Raw genomic sequence first — 20,161 nt, 5'->3', positions numbered from 1 at the left:
AGCCAGCGAGGAGGCGAGGCGTACAAGTACTGTACGTTGAGCCTCTTCGCGCAGCGAGAACGAAGCCGGTGGCCTTTTTCAGGATTCCTTGGGCTAGGGAGCGTCGGTTGCGCAACGAAATCCTAACGTCGGCCCCCAATACGTCATCTCGTCCCAGCCCCGGTAACCGGCACGCAACTCGAGAGGCCGCTCCATCCAGCTGCCGCCCCGCAAGACACGAAACGACCCGCGCAACGGCCCCTGCGGATCCCGGGCCGGCGAGGTCGGGTAAAAATCTTCCGCATACCAGTCCTTCACCCATTCCGACACCAGGCCGATCATGCCGAACACGCCATAGGGTGAACTGGAGACCGTGAGCGTGCCAAGCAGATCGACGCCATGGGAAGAATTCCCGTCCGCCAGCGTGACCCTGCTTTTCTGAATGACTGCGTCATTATTGCCCCAGGGATACCGCCGGCCGTCGATTCCCCGCGCCGCCTTCTCCCATTCCGCCTCCGTCGGCAATCGTTTACCGATCCACTGACAATAGGCTCTGGCTTGAGACCAGGTGACATTGATCACCGGCGATTGCGCGCGCTGCGAATCATCGAAGGCGTCGCGTACTTTCGGAATCAGACAGGCGCCCCCATCCACACAGGCCCGATACTGCTCGTTGGTTACCCCGTGCCGGTCGATCCAATAGGCACTCACATATACCCGATGCACCGGACGCGCATCGGGCAGACCATCCTCCATGCCCATGAGGAACTCGCCGGCCGGGATCAACACCATCTCGCCGGGCGGTGTCAGGCCTTGATCGACGAGTCGCTTGAGCTCTTCCTGCTGATGTGTCAGGAGTTGCGCATTCACGCGATCGATAGATTCGTCTCCGGCGAGGGGAACCGGCTCATGGACACGGGCGGGGGGCACCGGCACATGAGTGACGGATGGCTGGGCGTTGTACCGGCCATCGGAAGACGGAGGCATCGGAGCAGGGTGAATGACCGTGGCCGGTCCCTCTGACATGCGCAGGGTTTCGATTCGCACGGACGTTCGTATCAGTTCCGTAATCAGATCCCCGTTGCCTTTTCCCTTGGGCGACTCCCTTCTGCCCCGGCCGATGGCGGAGAAATCGAAATCCGGAATGTTGGCCAACAGTGGTGTGGCGTAACTGATGGGCACAGCAAAGGCCATGCCTTCAGGCACAATCCCGGACGGATGGGTAAACTTCGTGGTGAGGATGCCCAGGACTTCGCCCCTCCGGTTGAACACCGGACCACCGCTGTTGCCGGGATTCACCGCGGCATCGACCTGAAAGACCCGTTGCACCCCTTTGGTCCTGACGGCAGCGACGTGGCCGCGGGTGATCGTGATTTCGCGCAGCCCGAACTGGAACCCGACAGCAATGACTTCCTGATCCAGCTTCACGGCGCCGGCATACCCGAGCAGCGCCTCGGAGAGTCCGACCGTCTCCACCTTGAGTAAGGCGAGATCGTGTTCCGCATCCACACTCACCAGCACGGCGGGCACCCGAAACTCCCCGGATGTCACGATCGTGATCCGTTTCGCATTCGCAACGACATGGTGGGCCGTGAGGACATACCCATCACGATGAACAATGACGCCGCTGCCGGCCGGCTTTTCCATCGGCGACGGCGGACGCTCATTCGCCCATCCACTCTCGACCGGCGCGAACAACAGCACCATCAAGACGATGTAGATCTTCATTTTCCGACCGGCAACAGCACGCTAATGGCACCGGCGTTTTGCCCCAACGTGAGGCCTTCCCTTGGATAACCCGTGCGATCGAGGCCACCCTTCGGACCGCCATGACAATCGAGACACTGTCTCGTCGCGTAGAGCGGGAACATCAAGCGGAGCGACGAACTGTTGGCAGCCATTTCACTGATGACTTTTTCGCGAGGGTAGGAAGAGTCCGCAAAGGCTTCCAAGGCAACCCGTTCGTAGGCATCAGGCCGATTGGCAGGATTCCGTGGATCCAAGGCGGTCTGTTTCAGTCGTACACCCGTCACAGCGGTGAACCGCGTGGACACGCGCGCGCCGAACACGGCCGGAATAAACCCCTTGAATCCCGCCCCCTGCCGATTGAGTTCCGCTTGAGCATCCGCAATCACCTGCTTGCTCACGGCCACCAGCTCTTGCAGCAGACGGCGGCTCCGCGGGGACAATGTCCCGCCGGCCAATTCGTCCAAGTTGATGCCGGCGCGGCCTCGAAACATGTCGCGTAGTTGCCCTTCAAACGCCTCCGGCGTGAAACCCTTGTCCGCCCTGCTCGGATCGTCCAACAGGGTTTGATTGTCATTCACGACTGCGCGGCCGGAGTCGAGCAAGACCGCCAGCAAACGAGCCGTCTGCTCCAATTCGAGAATGGTCTGGAAGGGAATGGTTGAACGGTCGGAGGACTCAAGCCCCCAGGCAGACGGCACGGCGGAGAGCCACCCTGCTGCTACGAGGTACGCCAGCATCCACGGCAGACGTTGCATGAACCGCCTCTGATGCGTTCGCGTTGCAGACTCTGAGGGCAGCGCGCTCCTGCGTCTGATTGCCTGCAGGAGCGCGCGTCATAAAAATGGTACGAACCTCTCACGATGAAGTCAAGGTGGCAACACCTGCCACAGCCACATTACCGGTCGGACTGAATGTCGATCATCACGTTATCCGAATCCAACTCGATCGTCACAGGCATTCCCTCCTGAAATACCGACAGCTTACTTCCTGCCAGCGCATCGACGTCAAACCGTTCAAATCCCTCAGGGGTCGAAATCTGAATCTCTCCCCAGAAGGGGTCCGCATAGTGAATCCGGCCGGCCACGAGCTTGTGATTGGCAAAATGTTCACCGCCCGGCCTGGCCGCATCCAGCAGCACGTTTCCGGAATCGATCAGCAGCCACACCTCATCGCCGGGACGAGCATTGTGCAGCCCCACCCGGTCGGCCTTATTCGGACTGATGGTTCGCAACTGCAAGCCATAGGGAGTTTTGACAAACAGAAGCCCGCTCTCGATTTTGACGATCTGCCCGCTCAAAGCGAGTCGCGCCCCCACCATAGGACTGTCGGTCGAATCAGCCCATCCTGATGCCGTCGGGCAGAAGATCCCTATCGCAGCAACGACTAGGCATGCGTTCCACCTCATAACAGCCTCCTTTCGCGTCGCCTGAAATGCCCGCATCGCGGATCAATAACCAGGCTCGGTGCCGCCACCGGGCGCCGGTGGAACCGTGATGCCGTATTCCAGGATCGGCGTGACCATCAACGCAAAGTTGAATAACTCATCGGCAGCGACATCGTGAATACCCTGATCACGGGCCCTGAGCATCTTGAACCATTTGCCCATTTCAGACTTGACCGTCTTGGTATCCGCACGATCCACCGCCTCTTTGACGGCCTGCAGCCGCTGACTGTACGGCTCCCAATTCGAACCGGGATAGCTGGCCTTGTAGAAATTGAGGGAGTTATTGATTTCGTCGACCCACGATTGCTCGGCAAACGCAGACCCTACCAGCAAGCCCACACCGAGACACAACCCGATCAACAAGGCACAGAGCCCATATCCGCTTGTCCGACTATCCATGGTACGCCTCCTCCCAATGGCACGATTCCTCGAGATCAAAAGGAGACCGACGACTGACGATCCGACTCACGCGCATTCTCCGCGTCGGCGGCGTCCGGCGTGTTCAGCTTGTTGAGATCCATACTTCCGGACGCACCGCTTTCCGGAACGATCAGTTGACGATCGAACCCCTTCTCCATGTCACTTGCCGCCGGCTCGGAGGATGTCGGACGCTCCCCGGAACCGATCTCCGGTTGCGGCGGGGGAACTCCGATCATCTGGTCGGGATGGATGACTTGCACCTGTCCCCCGGACGCTATGCACGGCCCCAGGCCCAACCCCACGACAATGAAGCACGCACACATGATTCGTGATCCCGTTTCCATGATGTCTCCCTCCTCCATGAAGGATGACTGCATCGTATCGGCACGGTGCGCTAGCACCTCGAACGGTACAGGAAACCGGACAGGGGGCCTATTGCCTGGAGGGTGGATTTTCCCTCCACCCTTCGAGTGAGGACCATGGCGGGAATGAACGGGGATCTAGCGGCTCTGCAGATAGGTGAGTACGGCTTCCACCCGGCCGCTCACCCGCAACTTTTGATAAATGTGGTGCAGATGGGTCTTGACGGTATCGAGGGACACGTACAACTGATCGGCGATTTCTTTATTGCTCCGTCCGGCAGCCGCGCAAGCGAGGATTTCATGCTCGCGATCGGTCAAAAGGGACAACCCGCCCCCGCTCGACTCCTCCTGCTGATTCACCAAGGCGACCGCCTGCTTCGCAAACCCATCGGGCATGAACGGAGACCGCACCGGTTCGCCCTTGAACGTTGCGCGAATGATCCGCAAAAACTCCTGGTGGTCCGCATCCTTGAGGATGTACCCGCAGGCCCCCGCTTGCACGGCGGCCACGATCCGGGCATCGTCGTCATGCACCGAAAGCATCAACACCTTGCTGTCCGGCACACAGCTGCGGATTAACCGCGTGGCGGTAATGCCGTCCAACCGAGGCATGTCCACGTCCATCAAGACGATACCGGGCTTGTGGAGCACCGCAAGGTCGAACGCCTGCCGGCCATCCATTGCTTCCCCGACCACAACGAGGTCTCGCTCATGTTCAAGCAAGAGCCGCAGGCTTTGCCGGAACAGACGTTGATCTTCGGCAATCACGATGGTGATGGACATAGCTGCTCCTGCCTGACTGGCAACGCAACGGTAAATTCCGCGCCGCCTTCGGGGCGATTCGCCGTCGTGATCTGCCCGCCATGGGCGGCCACCACCAGCTGACAGAAGTGCAGCCCCAGGCCGCGCCCGATCCGGTAATCCTGCCCATCCTTTTTCCTGAAGAACATTTCAAAGAGATGCGGTAGGTCCTCCGGCGCAATTCCTGGCCCTTCATCCTGAATCTGAATCGTCACGCTCGAACCGCCATGCGGCTCGGCGACAGATTCTCGTTGTGAGACCTGTCCGCTATTCGCCTGCACGCTAATCATGATGGTGCCCCTCGGCGGGGAATACTTCAGCGCATTGTGAATCAAATTGATCAGCACCCGCTGCAACCGCCGACCGTCTCCCATGATCCAGACATCCGTCTTGGGAACCTGCAACCGGAATTGCACCTCCTGCGCCTCGGCCTCGGAACGAAAGAGTCGCACCACCTCGTTCATCAACAGACTGGGCGACACCGGTGACGTACTCAACGGCAGTCCCGAATAGTTCTCCTGGTAGACATCCAACATGTCGTTGATCATGCCCAACAGAAGATCGGTGGTGAAGCGCAAATCCTCCAAGCAGCGACGCGGCGGATCCTGCCTCATCTCCGGGCAGCCTCCAAGCCACTCCAGCGTTTTCTTGATCCCGGCCAGTGGGTTCCTGATGTCATGGGCAAACATCGAGGCAAATTGGCTCAACGACGCCAGCCGCTCGGACCGAACTAATTGCCGTTCGAGCGCCTGCTGCTCGGTGAGATCACGGAGTTGGACCATGATCGATTCAATACGGCCGGCTTTCTTGACCGGCACCACATCAACCTCCATCGTCAGCTCGCCGGCGGGTATCGGGACATGCATCGCCCCGCCCGGCACGTCCGCCCCGCTTCGAATCGCCAGCTTCAGCTGTTCCAGCAGACGGGGGCGATCGGGCTCAGCAACGAGCTCAGTCACTGAGTGCTGCGCGAAGGCCGATGCCGGTCGCCCGAGGGTGATCTCCCCCCGCCGATTGACGTCCCGTATGGTACCGAAGGGATCGAGCAGAATTTTGGTATCGACCGAATGGTTCCATAGGAGGCGGTAATGCTCCTCCGACGTAGCAAGATCAAGGTTCACCTGCTCCAGCCGACGAACGTACTGAGCCTTGACTTGCGACGCCTGTTCCAATCGTTGAGCGAGATCGTCGAAACTCGCGGCCAACGCATCGATCTCGACAATCCCGCTGGGCACGAACGAGGCCTGAAACGAAAGAGGATTCGACGGCTCGGCGCCGCCGCACACATTGACCCGCTGGATCAAATCGCCGAGCGGATGCACAATGCGTCGGCCCAGTCGCCAGCGCAACCACACGATACATGCAAGCGCGCCAACCCAGAATGCCCCGAGTTTCCCCATGAGGGCCAGCAACGGCTCGAACGTCTCCGACGGATCTTGCTGCATCAGGATGGACCAGCCGCGCGCTTGTTCGATCTGCGCCGGGAGGACAACCCGGGCCAGACCAATGATGCTTTGCTTGCCCCCATGGGTATCCTGCTCCACCTCAAGCCCCCGAGCGGTGGCAACATCCACCGATGCTTGCGCGAGCGGTGCCTGGAGAGTCGCGTGGAGCTTGGGGGCAAGCATGGCGCAGGCGAGCACCACACCATCGTCGGCCAGCAGCATCATGTGTCCTGTCCGGCCGATCCGGCTTCCCACAATCGAGGACAGGATACGGTCCGTCCCAATCACGGCCTTCAGGGCTCCCCGCACCGATTCACCCTGTCCGCCGATCGGCACTGCGACTTCCCAAAAACCATGGCCCTCCTCGTCAACAGTCAATGGACCGGCCCAGGGACGGTGTTCCGAGAACACCACCGGCCACCATGGTTGCTGCGCATAAAACGTGCGCGCGGATTCGCTCCGCCGGCCTCCGATTAATTGGCCATCCGCCCGGACAATCGCCAGCGAGTGAAAATAACGATGCTGCTCCTCCCGCCACTGCTCGAACTGCAGGGTAGGCTGGTTCACGGAACCTGTGCCGGCCACGGAAGATCGAATCTCAGGCAGGGCGCTGAGCCGTTGCAGCCATTCGAGTTCCTTGGCAAGCAGGAGCGCGGCTTTGTCTGCGCTCTGACGGGCTATTTCCTGGAAGGTAATGCCGACGCTGGCGTGAAGTGATTGTGTGGCCTGCCAATAGGCATACACAAGACCGACTGTGCCGGAAAGAATCCCGACCGACAGCACAGAGAGGGTGATCAAACGTTGAAGACTGACCCGCTGACGCATGACGGCAGGCCATTGAAGAAAGCGATTCGACCGGCCCCTCGCCCCAGGCAACACGTTCTGCCAGGCGGGAACGCCCGTCGGATCGCACATCGGTTACGTCATGTCACACTCCACTGTTTGCAGGCGCGCTTCGTCACTCTTCAGCATACAAAATTTCGAGAACCAAACATAGGCCTCGCACTGCACGGTCATCGCAGTTCGACAATGGTGACACCATCGCCCCCCTCTGCGCGATCACCGGGCCGAAAGGTCACGACGTAGGGAGACGCTTTCAAATAGTCGCGTAGGACGGCTCTCAGTCGGCCGGTCCCATGCCCGTGAATGATGCGCACGAACGGACTGCCTCCCAGGCTGGCGCGGTCGAGGCCGGCCACCACGATGTCCAATGCGTCGTCCGCAGCCTGGCCTCGCACATCCAGCGTCTCCTGGATATCCTCGGGGGCCAGGGTCTGGCTGGTTCGCCTGAACTGCACCGCAGCCGCCTTCCCAGTCGCGCTTCGAACAGGCTGCGGCGTCCGTGCAAGCCCAACCACACTCGCCACGTTGGCGAGAATTTCGCCTTCCCCGACTTTCAGGCGCACACGCTTTTTCCCCTGTGGACATTCGAGCAAGGTTCCAGTCATGCCTAACCCGACCACCTCCACGGCATCCCCCACCGACAGCTGATCTACGGGAATCGACTCCTGCGCCGCCCCCACTTCGCGGCTGACAGCTTGCTCCAGTTCGATGAGCCGGACTTTGGTTTCCTTGGCCTTGAGCACTTTTTGATCGCGCTTCAGATCGTCGAGAGTCGCTTGGACCGCCGCCCGGGCACGCTGAAATTCCTGAGACAGCTTTTTCTTCAATCCCTGCCGCTCGTCCCGCTCCGACTCCTGCAGGAAGGTCAGTAGCTCTTGCGCCTCACGCGCCGCCTGCTCGGCAGTCTGCTTGGCGACCGTGGCGGCAGCGAGGTCCTCGCTCATACGCCGTTGCTTGTCCTGCAAATCGTTCAGCAGAGTCTCCAGCAGCCGAGTATCGCCCTGCAGCCGGGCACGGGCGTCCTGCAACAACGTGTGATCCATGCCGAGACGCCCGGCAATTTCGATGGCCGCCGACCCTCCCGGCTGCCCCTGGATCAGGCGATAGGTCGGAGAGAGGGTTTCAATGTTGAACTCCACACTCGCATTCGCAAAACCCGGCGTCTCTTGCGCTAGCCCCTTCAATACACTGTAGTGCGTGGTGGCGACGACCTTCACGCCCGCCGCCGCCAGCCTGCAGAGTAGAGCACTCGCCAGCGCCGCACCCTCAGCCGGATCCGTGGACGTGACCGGCTCATCCAGCAGCACCAATGCCCGCCCCGGGGGCACCGGAGAGAGAGACGTGCCGGCGTCGGTCCCCTCGGACACTTCCGTCAACAATTGCACCATCTGCGTGATATGGGCCGAAAAACTGGACAGATCCCGCGCCAGATCCTGCGCATCGCCGATATCCGCATAGACCGATGGAAAAATGGCCATCTCCGACTCGGAGGCACAGGGCAAGTGCAGGCCGCAGCGGGCCATCAACGCAAACAAGCCCAGTAACTTCAGGGTAACGGTTTTCCCGCCGGTATTGGGCCCGGAAATGATGAGGACGCGCACGGATTCATCGAACATCAGGTCATTCGGAACCACCTGGTCTTTGGTCAGGACCAGGAACGGGTGCCGCGCTCGATGGAGCAGGATACGCCCCTGATCATTGAGCCGTGGGGGAACGGCCTGCAGCCGCTGGCACAGCCCGGCCTTCGCGGAAATCGCATCCAGCTCACCGAGCACCGTCACACTGCCGGCAAGCGCCGGCTGGTGAGGCGCCACCATCGCAGACAGTTCCCGCAGAATTCTCCGCACCTCACGCTCAACATCCAAATCCACGACTTTAATGGAGTTATTGAGATCCACCAGCTCGCGAGGCTCCAGGAACACCGTCGCGCCGCTCGACGAGACGTCATGAACAATGCCGGGAATCCGTCCCTGCATTTCGGCCTTAATCGGGAGCACGTAGCGCCCTTCCCGTTGCGCGAAATAGTGTTCCTGCAGCACCTCCTCATACCGGCGCGAATGCAGAATCTGGTCGAGACGATGCCGCATCTGCTGCTTGAGGTCGTTGGCGCGCTGCATCAGCCGATGCAATTCAGGGCTTGCGGATTCCCGCATGGATCCATCGGGATCGATCGCGGCATTTAATGCGAGGGTCAGCCGACGATAGGCCTCCACCGGTCCCAACTGCGCCGCCATCGCGCCCACCGCCGGGGCATCGGCTTGATGCCGCAGGAGATACCGCTGCACCTCATCGATCAATCCCAAGACCAACGCGATATCCCGCAACTCGTGCACCTCAAGACAGGCGCCCTTGGCAACGCGGCCTAACCACTCCGCCACATTGGGAAATCGAAGCACGGGAAAGGGATCGACGCCGGACCTCAATCGAAGCAGATCCGACGTTTCCTGTTGGCGCAGCTGGGCCTGCATCAGACTGGTTTCCAAGACCAGCGATCGACACCGCTCAGCCCCGACCACCGATTGAGCGTAGGAAGCCAGATAGTCCAGCAGCTTGGCCCATTCCAGCACGTTGCACGATTCAGATTGTAAGGTTACAGATTGCATCGCACCCCAGCGACCGGTTGATATGCACAAAAACGCAGACTCTACCCGACCGACCGGGTACAGGCAAGGTACGCCTCGACCGTTTGAGTGACGACCACCTGTTACCCGATTCCTGCACTCGATTTCCTCTTTTTGTATGCTTGACACACAGAAAGTCGGTCAGTACTATCCCCCCAGACTCACTCAATTCAACCCGTTTAATTCGTGAGGATTTAGCCCCATGACCACACGTATCGGTATCAATGGATTTGGACGCATCGGTCGCAACGTTCTTCGTGCCTCCCTGGGCGATCCCAGCCTGGAATTTGTCGCCATCAACGATCTCACCGATGCCAAGACATTAGCCTATTTGCTCAAGTACGACTCCGTTCATGGCACCCTTGAGGGTACCGTCGAAGCCAAAGACGACCAGCTCATTATTAACGGCAAAGCCATCAAGGTGTTAGCCGTCCGAGATCCGAAGGAGCTGCCCTGGAAGGCGCTCGGCGTTGATATCGTCGTGGAATCCACGGGGCACTTTACCGACCGTGAGGGCGCAGGAAAACATCTCTCAGCCGGGGCCAAAACCGTCATCATCTCGGCCCCCGCAAAAGATCCCGACGCCACGGTGGTCCTCGGCGTGAACGAACAAGTGTACGACGCCAAGTCCCATCACATCGTCTCCAACGCCTCCTGCACGACCAACTGCCTGGCTCCGGTCGCCAAGGTCTTGCTGGAAAATTTCGGCATCAAGCACGGTGTCATGACGACCATCCATTCCTACACCAACGACCAACAGTTGCTTGATCTCCCCCACAAGGATCTCCGCCGTGCGCGGGCCGCAGGCATGTCGATGATTCCGACCAGCACCGGTGCAGCCAAGGCGCTCCACCTGGTCATCCCGCAATTAAAGGGGAAATTGGACGGATTGGCCATCCGGGTTCCGACCCCCAATGTGTCCTTGGTCGACCTCACGGTCGAAACCGAAAAGGATTGCGATGTGGCCGGAGTGAATGCCGCATTTAAGAAAGCCGCCGAAGGGCCCATGAAAAACGTGCTGGCCTACTCGGATGCTCCGATCGTCTCGATCGATCTCAAGGATGATCCACACTCCGCAATTGTCGATGCCCCCTTAACCGCAGTGATCGATAAACGACTCGTGAAAGTTACCGCCTGGTACGACAACGAGTGGGGCTACTCCTGCCGCGTGCGGGATTTGATCAAGTACATCGTCGCCAAAGGGGCGTGAACCGCTTCGTAGCTAACGAGCTTTTCTGCCGTGCGGTCCGAGCCGGAGCAACTGCCCGCTCGGACCATGCACACCAGAGGAGGAGTGAAGGTCTGACATGAATATTCGCAAACGAATCATCGAGGATGTCCAGCTTCGTGGGAAACGCGTCATCATTCGCGCCGACTACAACGTCCCGCTTGATGATTCCTTGCAGATCACCGACGACACTCGAATTCGATCGACACTTCCCACCATCAATCGTGCCGTCGATGAGGGCGCAAAGGTCATCCTCTGCTCCCACCTCGGTCGACCGAAAGGCAAGTTCGATCCGAAGTTCAGCCTCGCCCCCGTGGCCAAACGACTCCAGCGATTGCTCGGCAAAGAAGTGATTTTTGCCCCGGATTGTATCGGCTCGGCCGTTGAAGGCTTGGTCGCCAAGATGCAACCTGGCGACGTCATGCTGCTGGAAAACCTCCGTTTTCATCCTGAAGAGGAGAAGAACGAGGACGGATTTTCAAAAGCCCTGGCCTCGTTGGCGGATGTCTACATCAACGACGCCTTCGGTGCGGCGCACCGGGCGCATGCCTCCACCGTCGGCATTACGAAATTCATTCCTGAAGCGGCTGCTGGGTATCTGCTCAAGAAAGAAATTGAATATCTCGAAGGCGCAGTAGAAAATCCAGTCCGACCGTTCGTCGCGATTCTCGGCGGAGCCAAAGTGTCCGGGAAAATCGGCGTGATCGAGAACCTTGGGAAGAAAGTCGACAAGGTCATTATCGGCGGCGGAATGGCCTTTACCTTCCTGAAAGCCATGGGGCTGGAGATCGGCCAATCGCTGGTGGAAAATGACATGCTCGACTTCGCCAAGGGCGTGCAGGACCGTGCCTTTGCAAGCGGGGTGAAATTCTATCTCCCGGTAGATTGTGTTGTCGCAGCCAGCCGCGAACCGAGAGCCGAAACAAAGATCGTTCCGGTTCAGGAGATACCCAAAGGCTGGTACGGACTGGATATCGGCCCCGCCTCCGTCAAACTATTCTCAGAAGCGGTCCAGGATGCCAAAACCATTCTCTGGAACGGTCCCATGGGCATGTTTGAAGTCGATGCGTTTGCCAGAGGCACCCTCGCGATGGCCCATTCAGTCGCCAACGCCTATGCCCTGACCATTGTCGGCGGCGGCGAAACGGCCCTCGCCATCCATCGGGCCGGGGAGTCCGAGAGTATTTCGTTCATTTCAACCGGCGGTGGCGCAGCGCTTGAGCTACTCGAGGGGAAAACCCTCCCTGGCCTCGCAGCCCTTCCCAATCGTCCGGCGTAATACACCGTATCCGTCCCCGAATAGAGGCTCTGTGAGAACTCGCTTCATCGTCGGCAACTGGAAAATGAATAAGACTGCCTCTGAAGCCGGGGCATTCGTGCATCGCCTCTCGCAAGAACTCACCGACCACGCCGGCATCCGGGTCGGCCTGACCCCACCGTTTACGGCGCTCCATGCAGTTCGCGATGCCTTGGGACCGACCCCGACTTTTCTCCTTGGCGCGCAAAACATGTATTGGGAAGACAAAGGCGCCTTCACCGGCGAAGTATCCGGCGCCATGCTCAAAGACATAGGGTGTCAGTTCGTCCTCGTCGGCCACTCAGAGCGGCGCCAGTATTTCGGGGACCAGGACAGTTGGACGAACAAGAAAGTACTGGCAGCCCTCCGGTATGGTCTTCAACCGATTCTGTGCGTGGGCGAAACACTCCAGGAGCGTGATTCGGGGCAGACCGACCTCGTCATTCAACGACAACTTCGCGCCGGGCTTGCCGGAATCGAGGCACAGGCGGTTACAACCCTGGCCATCGCCTATGAACCTGTGTGGGCTATTGGTACAGGCCGGGCCGCGTCACCGGAGCAGGCAGTTCCCGTCCATCGACTGATCCGTCGAACGATAAACGAGCTGAGCGGATCGGATTCCGGTCAACACATCGCCGTTCTCTACGGGGGCAGTGTGACACCGCACAATATTGCCGAATTCTTGGCGTCTGAAGAAATCGACGGGGCGCTTGTCGGCGGGGCTTGTTTAGACCCGGTCTCTTTTGCTACACTCGTGAAAGTTGCTATCGGGACAAAACCCGCCAAGGCCTAAGAATCAATCACTATGTATACCCTACTCGTCATCATTCATGTGATCGTCTGCCTGCTCATGATCGGAGCGATTTTGCTGCAATCCGGCAAGGGCGCTGAAATCGGTGCGGCCTTCGGCGGATCCAGCCAAACCGTGTTCGGCAGCCGAGGACCGGCAAACTTTTTGAGCAAATTCACGGTCATCACCGCCTTCGTGTTTATGTTCACCTCTTTGACCCTCGCTATCTTAGCCAAGGACCGGAACTTCTCCTCTACCGTCATTGATTTGAATAAAAAACCGGCAGCCACGACTCCAAGCTCCACGCCTGCTGAATCCACCACACCGCCTGCGGCAGAGTCGCATTCCTCGGGCGAAGCTTCCCACTAAGTTTTCTCGGACTACACCGCCTCCACATCGCAGAGTCATCCGCAGAACAGCCGCCTACGGCATGAGCACCAGCGCTATGTCCTGTCTCGTGGAGTGACGCGCTACGGGAAAGTGGTGTGTGCGGAACGTGAAGGAAGGACTACTAGACGGGAGTCAGCCACTGACTGTGGGCAGCATCGGTACCACCCACCACGTCAAAAAACGCCTTTTGTAAAGTCTGCGTCACCGACCCAGGCTTCCCGCTGCCGATGCGCCGTTGATCGATTTCTGTCACAGGGGTGAGCTCCGCCGCAGTCCCGGTGACAAACACTTCCTCGGCCACATACATTTCATCACGGGTGAACCGTTCCTCAACCACTGGAATCTTGCGCTCCTTCGCCAACTGAATGATGGAGTTGCGCGTTATGCCCTCGAGGATGGAGGTCAAGGGGGTTGTCTTCAGGACGCCTCGTCGCACGATGAACACATTTTCGCCTGTCCCTTCAGCCACATATCCTTCAGGGTCCAGCATGATCGCTTCATCGTACCCGTCGGCCTTCACTTCTCGTTTGGCCAGAATGGAATTGACGTAATACCCGGAAATTTTGCCGCGCGTCATCGAGACATTCACGTGATGACGCGTAAACGACGACACTCTGGCTCGAATTCCCTTGGACAAGGCCTCATCGCCCAGATACGTACCCCATTTCCACGCCGCGATGCTCACCTTGATGGGATTTTCCGCGGGATATAACCCCATGGCACCATACCCGATGTACACTAATGGGCGAATGTAGCACGCTTCCAGGCGATTAATGCGAACGGTTTCAACGATGGCTTCTGTGATCTGCTTCCTGTCGAAGGGCATCTCGATCATGCCGATATGGGCGGACTCGAATAAACGGTCCACATGTTCAGGCAACCGAAAGATCGCCGACCCGCTTTTTCCCTTGTAGCAGCGAATACCCTCAAACGCTGCCAATCCGTAGTGCAGGGAGTGCGTGAGCACGTGAACGTTCGCATCTGCCCACGCGACAAACTTGCCATCCATCCATATTTTTTCGCTGGTTTGTAACATGCGCGGGATAATACCAGCGCCTCCCGACGACCGTCAAGACAACAGCCACATGAACCGTACGTTGCTGTAGACGCTAAGAGTCGTATCCACCCCAGCATCGTTCCGACGCCTTCAGCGAGGATCAACCTGGCTCGCTGGCGCACTAAATCTTGACACCTTCTCCGCCGCTATGATAAACACCCACGTTCTGCTGACGAGGAGAAAGACGCACATGTACGCTATTATCGAGACAGGTGGAAAACAGTATCGAGTGGAAACCGGAACCGTGCTCCAAGTGGAGTCACTCCCGGGTGATGTCGGACATTCCGTACAGATCGACAAGGTCAAGCTGTTGCATGGCGACGGCGGACTGGTGGTCGGCCAGCCGGTAGTCGCCGGCGCGAAGGTCACCGCGGAAATTATCCGCCAGGGGCGCACCAGATCGATCACGGTCTTCAAGAAACACCGGCGCAAAAACTATCGCCGCACCCGAGGCCATCGACAGGGATTCACGCAACTGCGTGTCACGGGAATCGAAACGAAATAACGACTCGAAGGGGAGTTCGCCATGGCAACAAATAAAGGCGGCGGTTCGACAAGGAACGGCCGTGACAGCAACCCGCAATACCTCGGTGTCAAAGCCTACGGCGGAGAGACGATTAAGGCAGGCTCCATCATCGTACGCCAGCGGGGGACGAAATTCTTCCCGGGCCTCAACGTTGGCTTGGGCCGGGATCACACCCTCTATGCCTATGTGTCCGGTGTCGTGAAGTTCGAAGGTGGCCGTGGCCGTCAGAAGGTCAGCGTCTACCCCGTCACCGCGAAGGCCTGATCTTGCCTCAGTCCATACCTGTGTTCTGACGAAACAGGTGTCCTTCGTTCATACAGCATCCCCCTTGAGCCGGCGATTACGCTATACTGCTGTGTCTGAATAACCACGCCGGCTCGGGGATCGCTGCCATGTCTACATTTGTCGATCAAGTCCAAATCCTGGTGAAGGCCGGTCACGGCGGCAGCGGCGCCTGCAGCTTTCGACGGGAAAAGTTTGTCCCCCGCGGCGGTCCTGACGGCGGGGATGGCGGCGACGGAGGCAGCGTCGTGGTCGAAGCCACCACTCGCCTCAGCACGCTGCTGGATCTTCGATACCAGAAACATTACGAAGCGGAAAAAGGCGAGGTCGGGGGAGGCAGCAACTGCCATGGACGCCGGGGCACCGACGTGCGGATTCCAGTCCCGGTCGGGACCATGGTGTTCGACGAAAACACCCAGGAACAACTGGCCGATCTCACCAAGGACGGCGAAACCTGCGTCATCGCTAAGGGCGGTCAGGGTGGCCGCGGGAATACCCAGTTCGCGACCTCGACCAACCGGGTGCCGACTCAATTTGAACCGGGCACTCCCGGTGAAGAACGATTACTTCGACTCGATCTCAAACTCTTGGCCGATGTCGGATTAGTCGGCTATCCGAACGCCGGCAAATCGACACTCATCGCTGCCGTGTCCGCCGCCCGTCCGAAAATCGCCGATTACCCCTTCACGACCCTCACGCCCAACCTGGGCGTGGTACGTTGGACCGCCGAACAGACCTTTGTCATCGCCGATATTCCGGGCTTGATCGAAGGGGCGCACGAAGGCAAAGGACTGGGGTTTCAGTTTCTGCGCCACATCGAACGGACCAGCCTTTTACTCCATGTGGTTGATATTTCAGAGTGGGCTACCGAGGACCCGGTCTCGAGCCTGGAAGTCATGCGTCACGAACTGACCGCCTATGACGACGCACTCACGACGCGCCCCTTTGCCGTCGTAGGCACGAAACTCGACGTCAAGGGAGAAGGCGAACGGCTCGAACGGCTCCGGAAATACTGTCAGCGACGCAAGATTCAATTTTTTGCGATTTCGGCAGCCACCCGAGAAGGACTGGACGAGTGCATACGCTATATGGGCCAGCAGGTGGAACGGCTTCGGAAAACCCCGTGCGAGACGAACTCCTAAGACAAGCCAAACGCGTCGTCATTAAGATCGGGAGTAGCCTGATCGCCTCGCGTGAAACCGGTCTGAGCACCGAACGCATCGAGCACCTTGCCGGCGAAATCGCCGAGGTACGGGCACAGGGGCGCGAAGTCCTGGTCGTCTCATCGGGCGCAGTCGTATCCGGCATCAAAAAGCTCGGGCTGCGGGAATACCCGAAGAGCCTGCCGCTCAAACAGGCTGCGGCTGCGGTTGGCCAAAGCCTCCTGATGTGGGCCTACGAGAAGGCCTTCGAGCGCCTCTCGCTCCGAGTTGCACAGGTACTGCTCACTCACGAAGACCTCACCGATCGGCGTCGGTTTCTCAACGCCCGGCACACCCTCACCACCCTGATCAAATTCGGGGTGATTCCCATCATCAATGAAAACGATACCGTCGCGGTCGAAGAAATTCGCGTGGGGGATAACGATACGCTGGCGGCCCAGGTCGCCCACCTCGTCGATGCGGATTTGCTGATCATCCTCTCGGACGTCGACGGGCTCTTTACCGTCGACCCCCGCAAGGACCCAACGGCCTCGTTGATTCCACTGATCGCCGAGATTACAGCAGACATCGAACAGCGCGCCGGTATGTCGTCCACCTTCGAAGGCACAGGCGGCATGGCCACCAAAGTCCGCGCCGCCAAAAAGGTGGGGGAGTACGGCGTCGCCACCCTGATTCTTAATGGAACCCAGACAAGGCTCCTTCCGGACGTGTTTTCCGGGAAACCCGGCGGCAGCCTGTTTCTCGGCCGGGAACGGCGCATGAACAGTCGCAAGCACTGGATTGCGTTTACCCTACGCCCCCGCGGCCATGTACAACTGGATCAGGGCGCCGTCGAAGCGCTGGTGCGGAACGGCAAAAGCCTCCTGGCATCGGGCATCCTCGATATTACCGGCCATTTCGACGCCGGCGACCCGGTTACCTGCGCCGGTCCTGACGGGAAAGAATGCGCCAAAGGCCTGGTCAACTTCTCCTCAGAGATCCTGACTCGTATCAAGGGTCTCAAGACAGCCGACATTCAGAAGATCCCCGGCCTTCAGGAGTATGAAGAGGTCATTCACCGCGACAACCTGGTGATCCTCTAGTCGGCTTACGACCACCCTGCCAAGGCTCGGGCGCGAATTGACCAGCACCCGAACTGCATACCGGTCCGCCACACACAATGAGACGTTCGCATGGAGCCCGTTTGATATGCGCCTGGGACTCTTCGGGGGCAGTTTTAATCCGATCCACCGGTGTCACCTCTCAATTGCCCAATCTGCCCGACAACTCCTGCACTTGGATCGCGTCCTGTTCATCCCGACCGGTGATCCCCCGCACAAACAACCGGGCACATTGGCCACGGCCTCACATCGGCACCGAATGGTTCAACTCGCCATCCAGGACACCCCTGAATTCGCGCTCACAGATATGGAAATCAACCGGTCCGGCAAATCCTATTCCATCGACACCATCCGCGCGCTCCGGCAGGAATACGGCCCCGACGTGGCCTTCTTTTTCATCATCGGACTGGACGCGTTTCTGGATCTTCCCTCCTGGAAAGAAGCAGACGCCCTCCTGAACAATTGCCACTTCGTCGTCATTTCAAGGCCGTCCACCACCTTTCAGGCGATGGCTTCAATCCCGCTCTTCCAGGACGTGCCGAACGCGACGCTGATCGACCTGGACGACGCACGACAAGATCGTGCCGACGTGGCCATTACAAACGGGCAGGCCCTCACATTCCTGCGCTTGCCTCCCTGCGACGTGTCGGCTTCAGAGATCAGGGCACGGCTGCGCACCGGCGTTTCTCTGGCAAATTTGTTGCCCGCCCCTGTCGAATCCTATATACTTCGCGAGGGGTTATACAGGGAGGACAGTGAGCGTCTCTGAATCAAAGGCCAAAGCTCTCGCGGTGGCAAGCGCCATCCTGGACAAAAAAGCCACCGATGTTCTCATCCTGCATATCGCCACACTGACCTCTGTTGCCGACTATCTGGTCATCGGTTCCGGGGAATCGGAGCGTCAGGCGCGGGCCATGGCGGACCACGTGAGCGATGTGCTCACAGCGCAAGGTCACCGGCCGCTCAGCACTGAAGGAGCCTCGTCCGCCAAGTGGGTCGTCATGGACTTTGGTGACGTGATCGTCCACATTTTCCAAAAGGATATTCGCGAACACTACGCCCTCGAACGACTGTGGGGCGACGCGGGACAAGTTCGATTGCCGGAAGAGCGGGCTGTGAAAGCCGCTCCCACGACACGAACTGCCACACGTCCGGCGCGCACCCGGAAACGGGTCTAGCATGTTTCGGCTCCTCTCCACCATCTTCCTCGTCAGCGTCGGCATCTTCCTCTACAGCTATTTTCGCGAACTCAACCCAGGCTTCATCACGATTCGAACCAGCCCGGACGCGCTGTTCGAGCTGAGCCCCGTCTCATTGGTCCTGTTCTCGATGGCCTTGGGCGCCACCATGGTGGCCCTCATCGTCACCATCAAAGAAACCTCTCATGTGTTCATGAATTGGCGAACCAATCGCCTCGTACGCCGCAAAGAGAAGGTCGATGCCCTGCATCGGGACGGAACCCACGCCTTTATGTCCAAGCGGACGGCCGATGCCGTCAACCTCTTTGAGCGGGCACTGGTCATCGACCCGAATCGAACGGATTCGTTGCTCTGGCTCGGGAACATCTACCGGTCGGAGAGCAATTTCACGGAAGCGATTCGCCTCCACCAGCAGGCCCACCGTATCGAAGAACGCAATGTGGAAGTCCTGCTCGAATTGGCCAAAGATTTGGAGGGCGCCCGGCGATACGAGGACGCGCTCCAAACGCTCCAGAACATCCTGCGTATTGAGCCGGATAACTTGATGGCCTTGATCCGCAAACGCGATTTGCAGATCCGGCTTGAGAAATGGAGCGATGCGCTCGAAATCCAACACCGCTTGGCCAAAGCCAACCTACCCGAAAGTGAACGGCGCGCCGAATCAAACCTACTCCTCGGCTGTATGTACGAAGTCGGGCGGCAACTCTTGGAGCGCGGTCACCCGGACAAGGCCCGCCGTTACTTCCGAGGCGCAATCAAGAAAGATCGGACCTTCCTGCCGGCCTACATCGGCATCGGAGAGATTCTGGTCCGTGAAGGAAAAACCAAGAACGCGGTCGAAATTCTCAAGAAGATCTATGCCAAGACACGCAGCATCATCATCCTGCACCGACTGGAGGAACTCTTTCTAGAGCTGGGAGAACCGGATGAGATCATTCGCGTCTACCAGGAGGCGCTCCAACAGGACCCCCACAATGCCATGATCCAGTTCTATCTCGGGAAACTCTACTATCGACTCGAAATGGTCGATGAAGCCTACGACGTGCTGGCAACACTCGACGGAACACAGGAACAACTCGTCGACTACCATAAGATCATGGCCAACTTATACCTGCGCAAACAGCACATGGACGAGGCCGTGGGAGAGCTCAAGAAAGCCCTGGGTTTCAAAAAACGGGTCGTGGTGCCCTATCAATGCACCCAGTGCCACCATGAATTGGCCGAATGGTCAGGCCGCTGCCGGCGATGCGGACGATGGAATACGTACGTCGCTCTCCCCTGGCGCGACGCGAACCAGCCCGATGCCGACCCAAACGGACAGGCCACACGGATCCCGGCCGTTCCCTATCAAGGCATTGCATCTCCATTTGAAACCGTGTAGGGTTTCTCCGCCCTTTTTTCATTTCACAGACACGGCCTCTGCCCACGGGTCTCCCGATCGGGAATCAAGGTTCGATCTGTCTTT

At 59.0% G+C, this 20,161-nt stretch carries 20 protein-coding genes; 11 read left to right on the top strand and 9 right to left on the bottom strand.

Translation table 11 applies throughout. From position 1 onward, the window contains the following. Positions 1 to 93: 93 nt before the first annotated feature. From V9G17_14485 to V9G17_14450, 8 genes are all read right to left on the bottom strand, one after another. Positions 94 to 1,707 (bottom strand): SUMF1/EgtB/PvdO family nonheme iron enzyme, encoded by a 1,614-nt coding sequence (locus tag V9G17_14485; GenBank protein ID MEI2753806.1) that lies wholly within the window; start codon positions 1,705 to 1,707, stop codon positions 94 to 96. Continuing rightward, complete coding sequence (locus V9G17_14480) at positions 1,704 to 2,483, bottom strand: DUF3365 domain-containing protein (GenBank protein MEI2753805.1); 780 nt, start codon at positions 2,481 to 2,483, stop codon at positions 1,704 to 1,706. The genes V9G17_14485 and V9G17_14480 overlap by 4 nt, the downstream gene beginning before the upstream one ends. Positions 2,484 to 2,623: 140 nt before the next feature. Continuing rightward, complete coding sequence (locus V9G17_14475) at positions 2,624 to 3,133, bottom strand: hypothetical protein (GenBank protein ID MEI2753804.1); 510 nt, start codon at positions 3,131 to 3,133, stop codon at positions 2,624 to 2,626. Positions 3,134 to 3,175: 42 nt separating this feature from the next. Continuing rightward, on the bottom strand, positions 3,176 to 3,571 hold the full coding sequence (locus V9G17_14470; GenBank protein MEI2753803.1) for a hypothetical protein: 396 nt from the start codon (positions 3,569 to 3,571) through the stop codon (positions 3,176 to 3,178). 35 nt (positions 3,572 to 3,606) lie between these two features. Then, complete coding sequence (locus V9G17_14465) at positions 3,607 to 3,936, bottom strand: hypothetical protein (protein ID MEI2753802.1); 330 nt, start codon at positions 3,934 to 3,936, stop codon at positions 3,607 to 3,609. Positions 3,937 to 4,092: 156 nt separating this feature from the next. After that, the gene (locus V9G17_14460) at positions 4,093 to 4,737 is read right to left on the bottom strand and encodes a response regulator transcription factor (protein MEI2753801.1); all 645 of its coding nucleotides are present in this window, start codon (positions 4,735 to 4,737) and stop codon (positions 4,093 to 4,095) included. Next, positions 4,719 to 7,115 (bottom strand): ATP-binding protein, encoded by a 2,397-nt coding sequence (locus tag V9G17_14455; protein MEI2753800.1) that lies wholly within the window; start codon positions 7,113 to 7,115, stop codon positions 4,719 to 4,721. The genes V9G17_14460 and V9G17_14455 overlap by 19 nt, the downstream gene beginning before the upstream one ends. Positions 7,116 to 7,213: 98 nt before the next feature. Further along, a complete protein-coding gene (locus V9G17_14450) occupies positions 7,214 to 9,646 on the bottom strand; it encodes a Smr/MutS family protein (GenBank protein ID MEI2753799.1) in 2,433 nt (810 codons plus the stop codon). A gap of 220 nt (positions 9,647 to 9,866) precedes the next feature. Between V9G17_14450 and gap the strand changes: the two genes are divergently transcribed. From gap to secG, 4 genes are all read left to right on the top strand, one after another. Then, positions 9,867 to 10,874, top strand: a complete 1,008-nt coding sequence (gap, locus tag V9G17_14445; protein MEI2753798.1) for a type I glyceraldehyde-3-phosphate dehydrogenase — start codon at positions 9,867 to 9,869, stop codon at positions 10,872 to 10,874. A 103-nt stretch (positions 10,875 to 10,977) separates the two neighbouring features. Continuing rightward, positions 10,978 to 12,171: a phosphoglycerate kinase gene (locus tag V9G17_14440; GenBank protein ID MEI2753797.1), complete on the top strand. Its 1,194-nt coding sequence runs from the start codon at positions 10,978 to 10,980 to the stop codon at positions 12,169 to 12,171. Positions 12,172 to 12,202: 31 nt separating this feature from the next. Further along, on the top strand, positions 12,203 to 12,982 hold the full coding sequence (gene tpiA / locus V9G17_14435; protein MEI2753796.1) for a triose-phosphate isomerase: 780 nt from the start codon (positions 12,203 to 12,205) through the stop codon (positions 12,980 to 12,982). Positions 12,983 to 12,994: 12 nt separating this feature from the next. Continuing rightward, positions 12,995 to 13,348, top strand: coding sequence for a preprotein translocase subunit SecG (gene secG, locus V9G17_14430; protein MEI2753795.1), 354 nt, complete (start codon positions 12,995 to 12,997; stop codon positions 13,346 to 13,348). A gap of 142 nt (positions 13,349 to 13,490) precedes the next feature. Here the strand turns inward: secG and V9G17_14425 are convergent, their stop codons facing one another. Next, positions 13,491 to 14,405: a branched-chain amino acid transaminase gene (locus tag V9G17_14425; GenBank protein ID MEI2753794.1), complete on the bottom strand. Its 915-nt coding sequence runs from the start codon at positions 14,403 to 14,405 to the stop codon at positions 13,491 to 13,493. A gap of 211 nt (positions 14,406 to 14,616) precedes the next feature. Here V9G17_14425 and rplU point away from each other — a divergent pair, with 211 nt between their 5' ends. From rplU to V9G17_14390, 7 genes are all read left to right on the top strand, one after another. Beyond that, the gene (gene rplU, locus V9G17_14420; GenBank protein ID MEI2753793.1) at positions 14,617 to 14,931 is read left to right on the top strand and encodes a 50S ribosomal protein L21; all 315 of its coding nucleotides are present in this window, start codon (positions 14,617 to 14,619) and stop codon (positions 14,929 to 14,931) included. 21 nt (positions 14,932 to 14,952) lie between these two features. After that, complete coding sequence (rpmA, locus tag V9G17_14415) at positions 14,953 to 15,216, top strand: 50S ribosomal protein L27 (protein ID MEI2753792.1); 264 nt, start codon at positions 14,953 to 14,955, stop codon at positions 15,214 to 15,216. 128 nt (positions 15,217 to 15,344) lie between these two features. Beyond that, positions 15,345 to 16,376: a GTPase ObgE gene (gene obgE / locus V9G17_14410; GenBank protein ID MEI2753791.1), complete on the top strand. Its 1,032-nt coding sequence runs from the start codon at positions 15,345 to 15,347 to the stop codon at positions 16,374 to 16,376. Next, a complete protein-coding gene (proB, locus tag V9G17_14405) occupies positions 16,358 to 17,479 on the top strand; it encodes a glutamate 5-kinase (protein ID MEI2753790.1) in 1,122 nt (373 codons plus the stop codon). Before obgE ends, proB begins: the two co-directional genes overlap by 19 nt. Positions 17,480 to 17,585: 106 nt before the next feature. After that, positions 17,586 to 18,266, top strand: coding sequence for a nicotinate-nucleotide adenylyltransferase (gene nadD / locus V9G17_14400; protein ID MEI2753789.1), 681 nt, complete (start codon positions 17,586 to 17,588; stop codon positions 18,264 to 18,266). Beyond that, a complete protein-coding gene (rsfS, locus tag V9G17_14395; protein ID MEI2753788.1) occupies positions 18,253 to 18,675 on the top strand; it encodes a ribosome silencing factor in 423 nt (140 codons plus the stop codon). Before nadD ends, rsfS begins: the two co-directional genes overlap by 14 nt. Before the next feature lies 1 nt (position 18,676). Further along, complete coding sequence (locus tag V9G17_14390) at positions 18,677 to 20,077, top strand: tetratricopeptide repeat protein (protein MEI2753787.1); 1,401 nt, start codon at positions 18,677 to 18,679, stop codon at positions 20,075 to 20,077. The last annotated feature ends 84 nt before the right edge of the window (positions 20,078 to 20,161 follow it).

Source organism: Nitrospira sp. (assembly GCA_037045225.1).
Classification (GTDB): domain Bacteria; phylum Nitrospirota; class Nitrospiria; order Nitrospirales; family Nitrospiraceae; genus Nitrospira_A.
This window is presented reverse-complemented; position numbering and strand designations above follow the sequence as displayed.

Excerpts from the sequence above, each read along its gene's own strand:
- V9G17_14485 (MEI2753806.1), bottom strand. The coding sequence starts at position 1,707 with ATGAAGATCTACATCGTCTTGATGGTGCTGTTGTTCGCGCCGGTCGAG.
- V9G17_14480 (MEI2753805.1), bottom strand. The coding sequence starts at position 2,483 with ATGCAACGTCTGCCGTGGATGCTGGCGTACCTCGTAGCAGCAGGGTGG.
- V9G17_14475 (MEI2753804.1), bottom strand. The coding sequence starts at position 3,133 with ATGAGGTGGAACGCATGCCTAGTCGTTGCTGCGATAGGGATCTTCTGC.
- V9G17_14470 (MEI2753803.1), bottom strand. The coding sequence starts at position 3,571 with ATGGATAGTCGGACAAGCGGATATGGGCTCTGTGCCTTGTTGATCGGG.
- V9G17_14465 (MEI2753802.1), bottom strand. The coding sequence starts at position 3,936 with ATGGAAACGGGATCACGAATCATGTGTGCGTGCTTCATTGTCGTGGGG.
- V9G17_14460 (MEI2753801.1), bottom strand. The coding sequence starts at position 4,737 with ATGTCCATCACCATCGTGATTGCCGAAGATCAACGTCTGTTCCGGCAA.
- V9G17_14455 (MEI2753800.1), bottom strand. The coding sequence starts at position 7,115 with ATGTGCGATCCGACGGGCGTTCCCGCCTGGCAGAACGTGTTGCCTGGG.
- V9G17_14450 (MEI2753799.1), bottom strand. The coding sequence starts at position 9,646 with ATGCAATCTGTAACCTTACAATCTGAATCGTGCAACGTGCTGGAATGG.
- gap (MEI2753798.1), top strand. The coding sequence starts at position 9,867 with ATGACCACACGTATCGGTATCAATGGATTTGGACGCATCGGTCGCAAC.
- secG (MEI2753795.1), top strand. The coding sequence starts at position 12,995 with ATGTATACCCTACTCGTCATCATTCATGTGATCGTCTGCCTGCTCATG.
- V9G17_14425 (MEI2753794.1), bottom strand. The coding sequence starts at position 14,405 with ATGTTACAAACCAGCGAAAAAATATGGATGGATGGCAAGTTTGTCGCG.
- rplU (MEI2753793.1), top strand. The coding sequence starts at position 14,617 with ATGTACGCTATTATCGAGACAGGTGGAAAACAGTATCGAGTGGAAACC.
- rpmA (MEI2753792.1), top strand. The coding sequence starts at position 14,953 with ATGGCAACAAATAAAGGCGGCGGTTCGACAAGGAACGGCCGTGACAGC.
- obgE (MEI2753791.1), top strand. The coding sequence starts at position 15,345 with ATGTCTACATTTGTCGATCAAGTCCAAATCCTGGTGAAGGCCGGTCAC.
- nadD (MEI2753789.1), top strand. The coding sequence starts at position 17,586 with ATGCGCCTGGGACTCTTCGGGGGCAGTTTTAATCCGATCCACCGGTGT.
- V9G17_14390 (MEI2753787.1), top strand. The coding sequence starts at position 18,677 with ATGTTTCGGCTCCTCTCCACCATCTTCCTCGTCAGCGTCGGCATCTTC.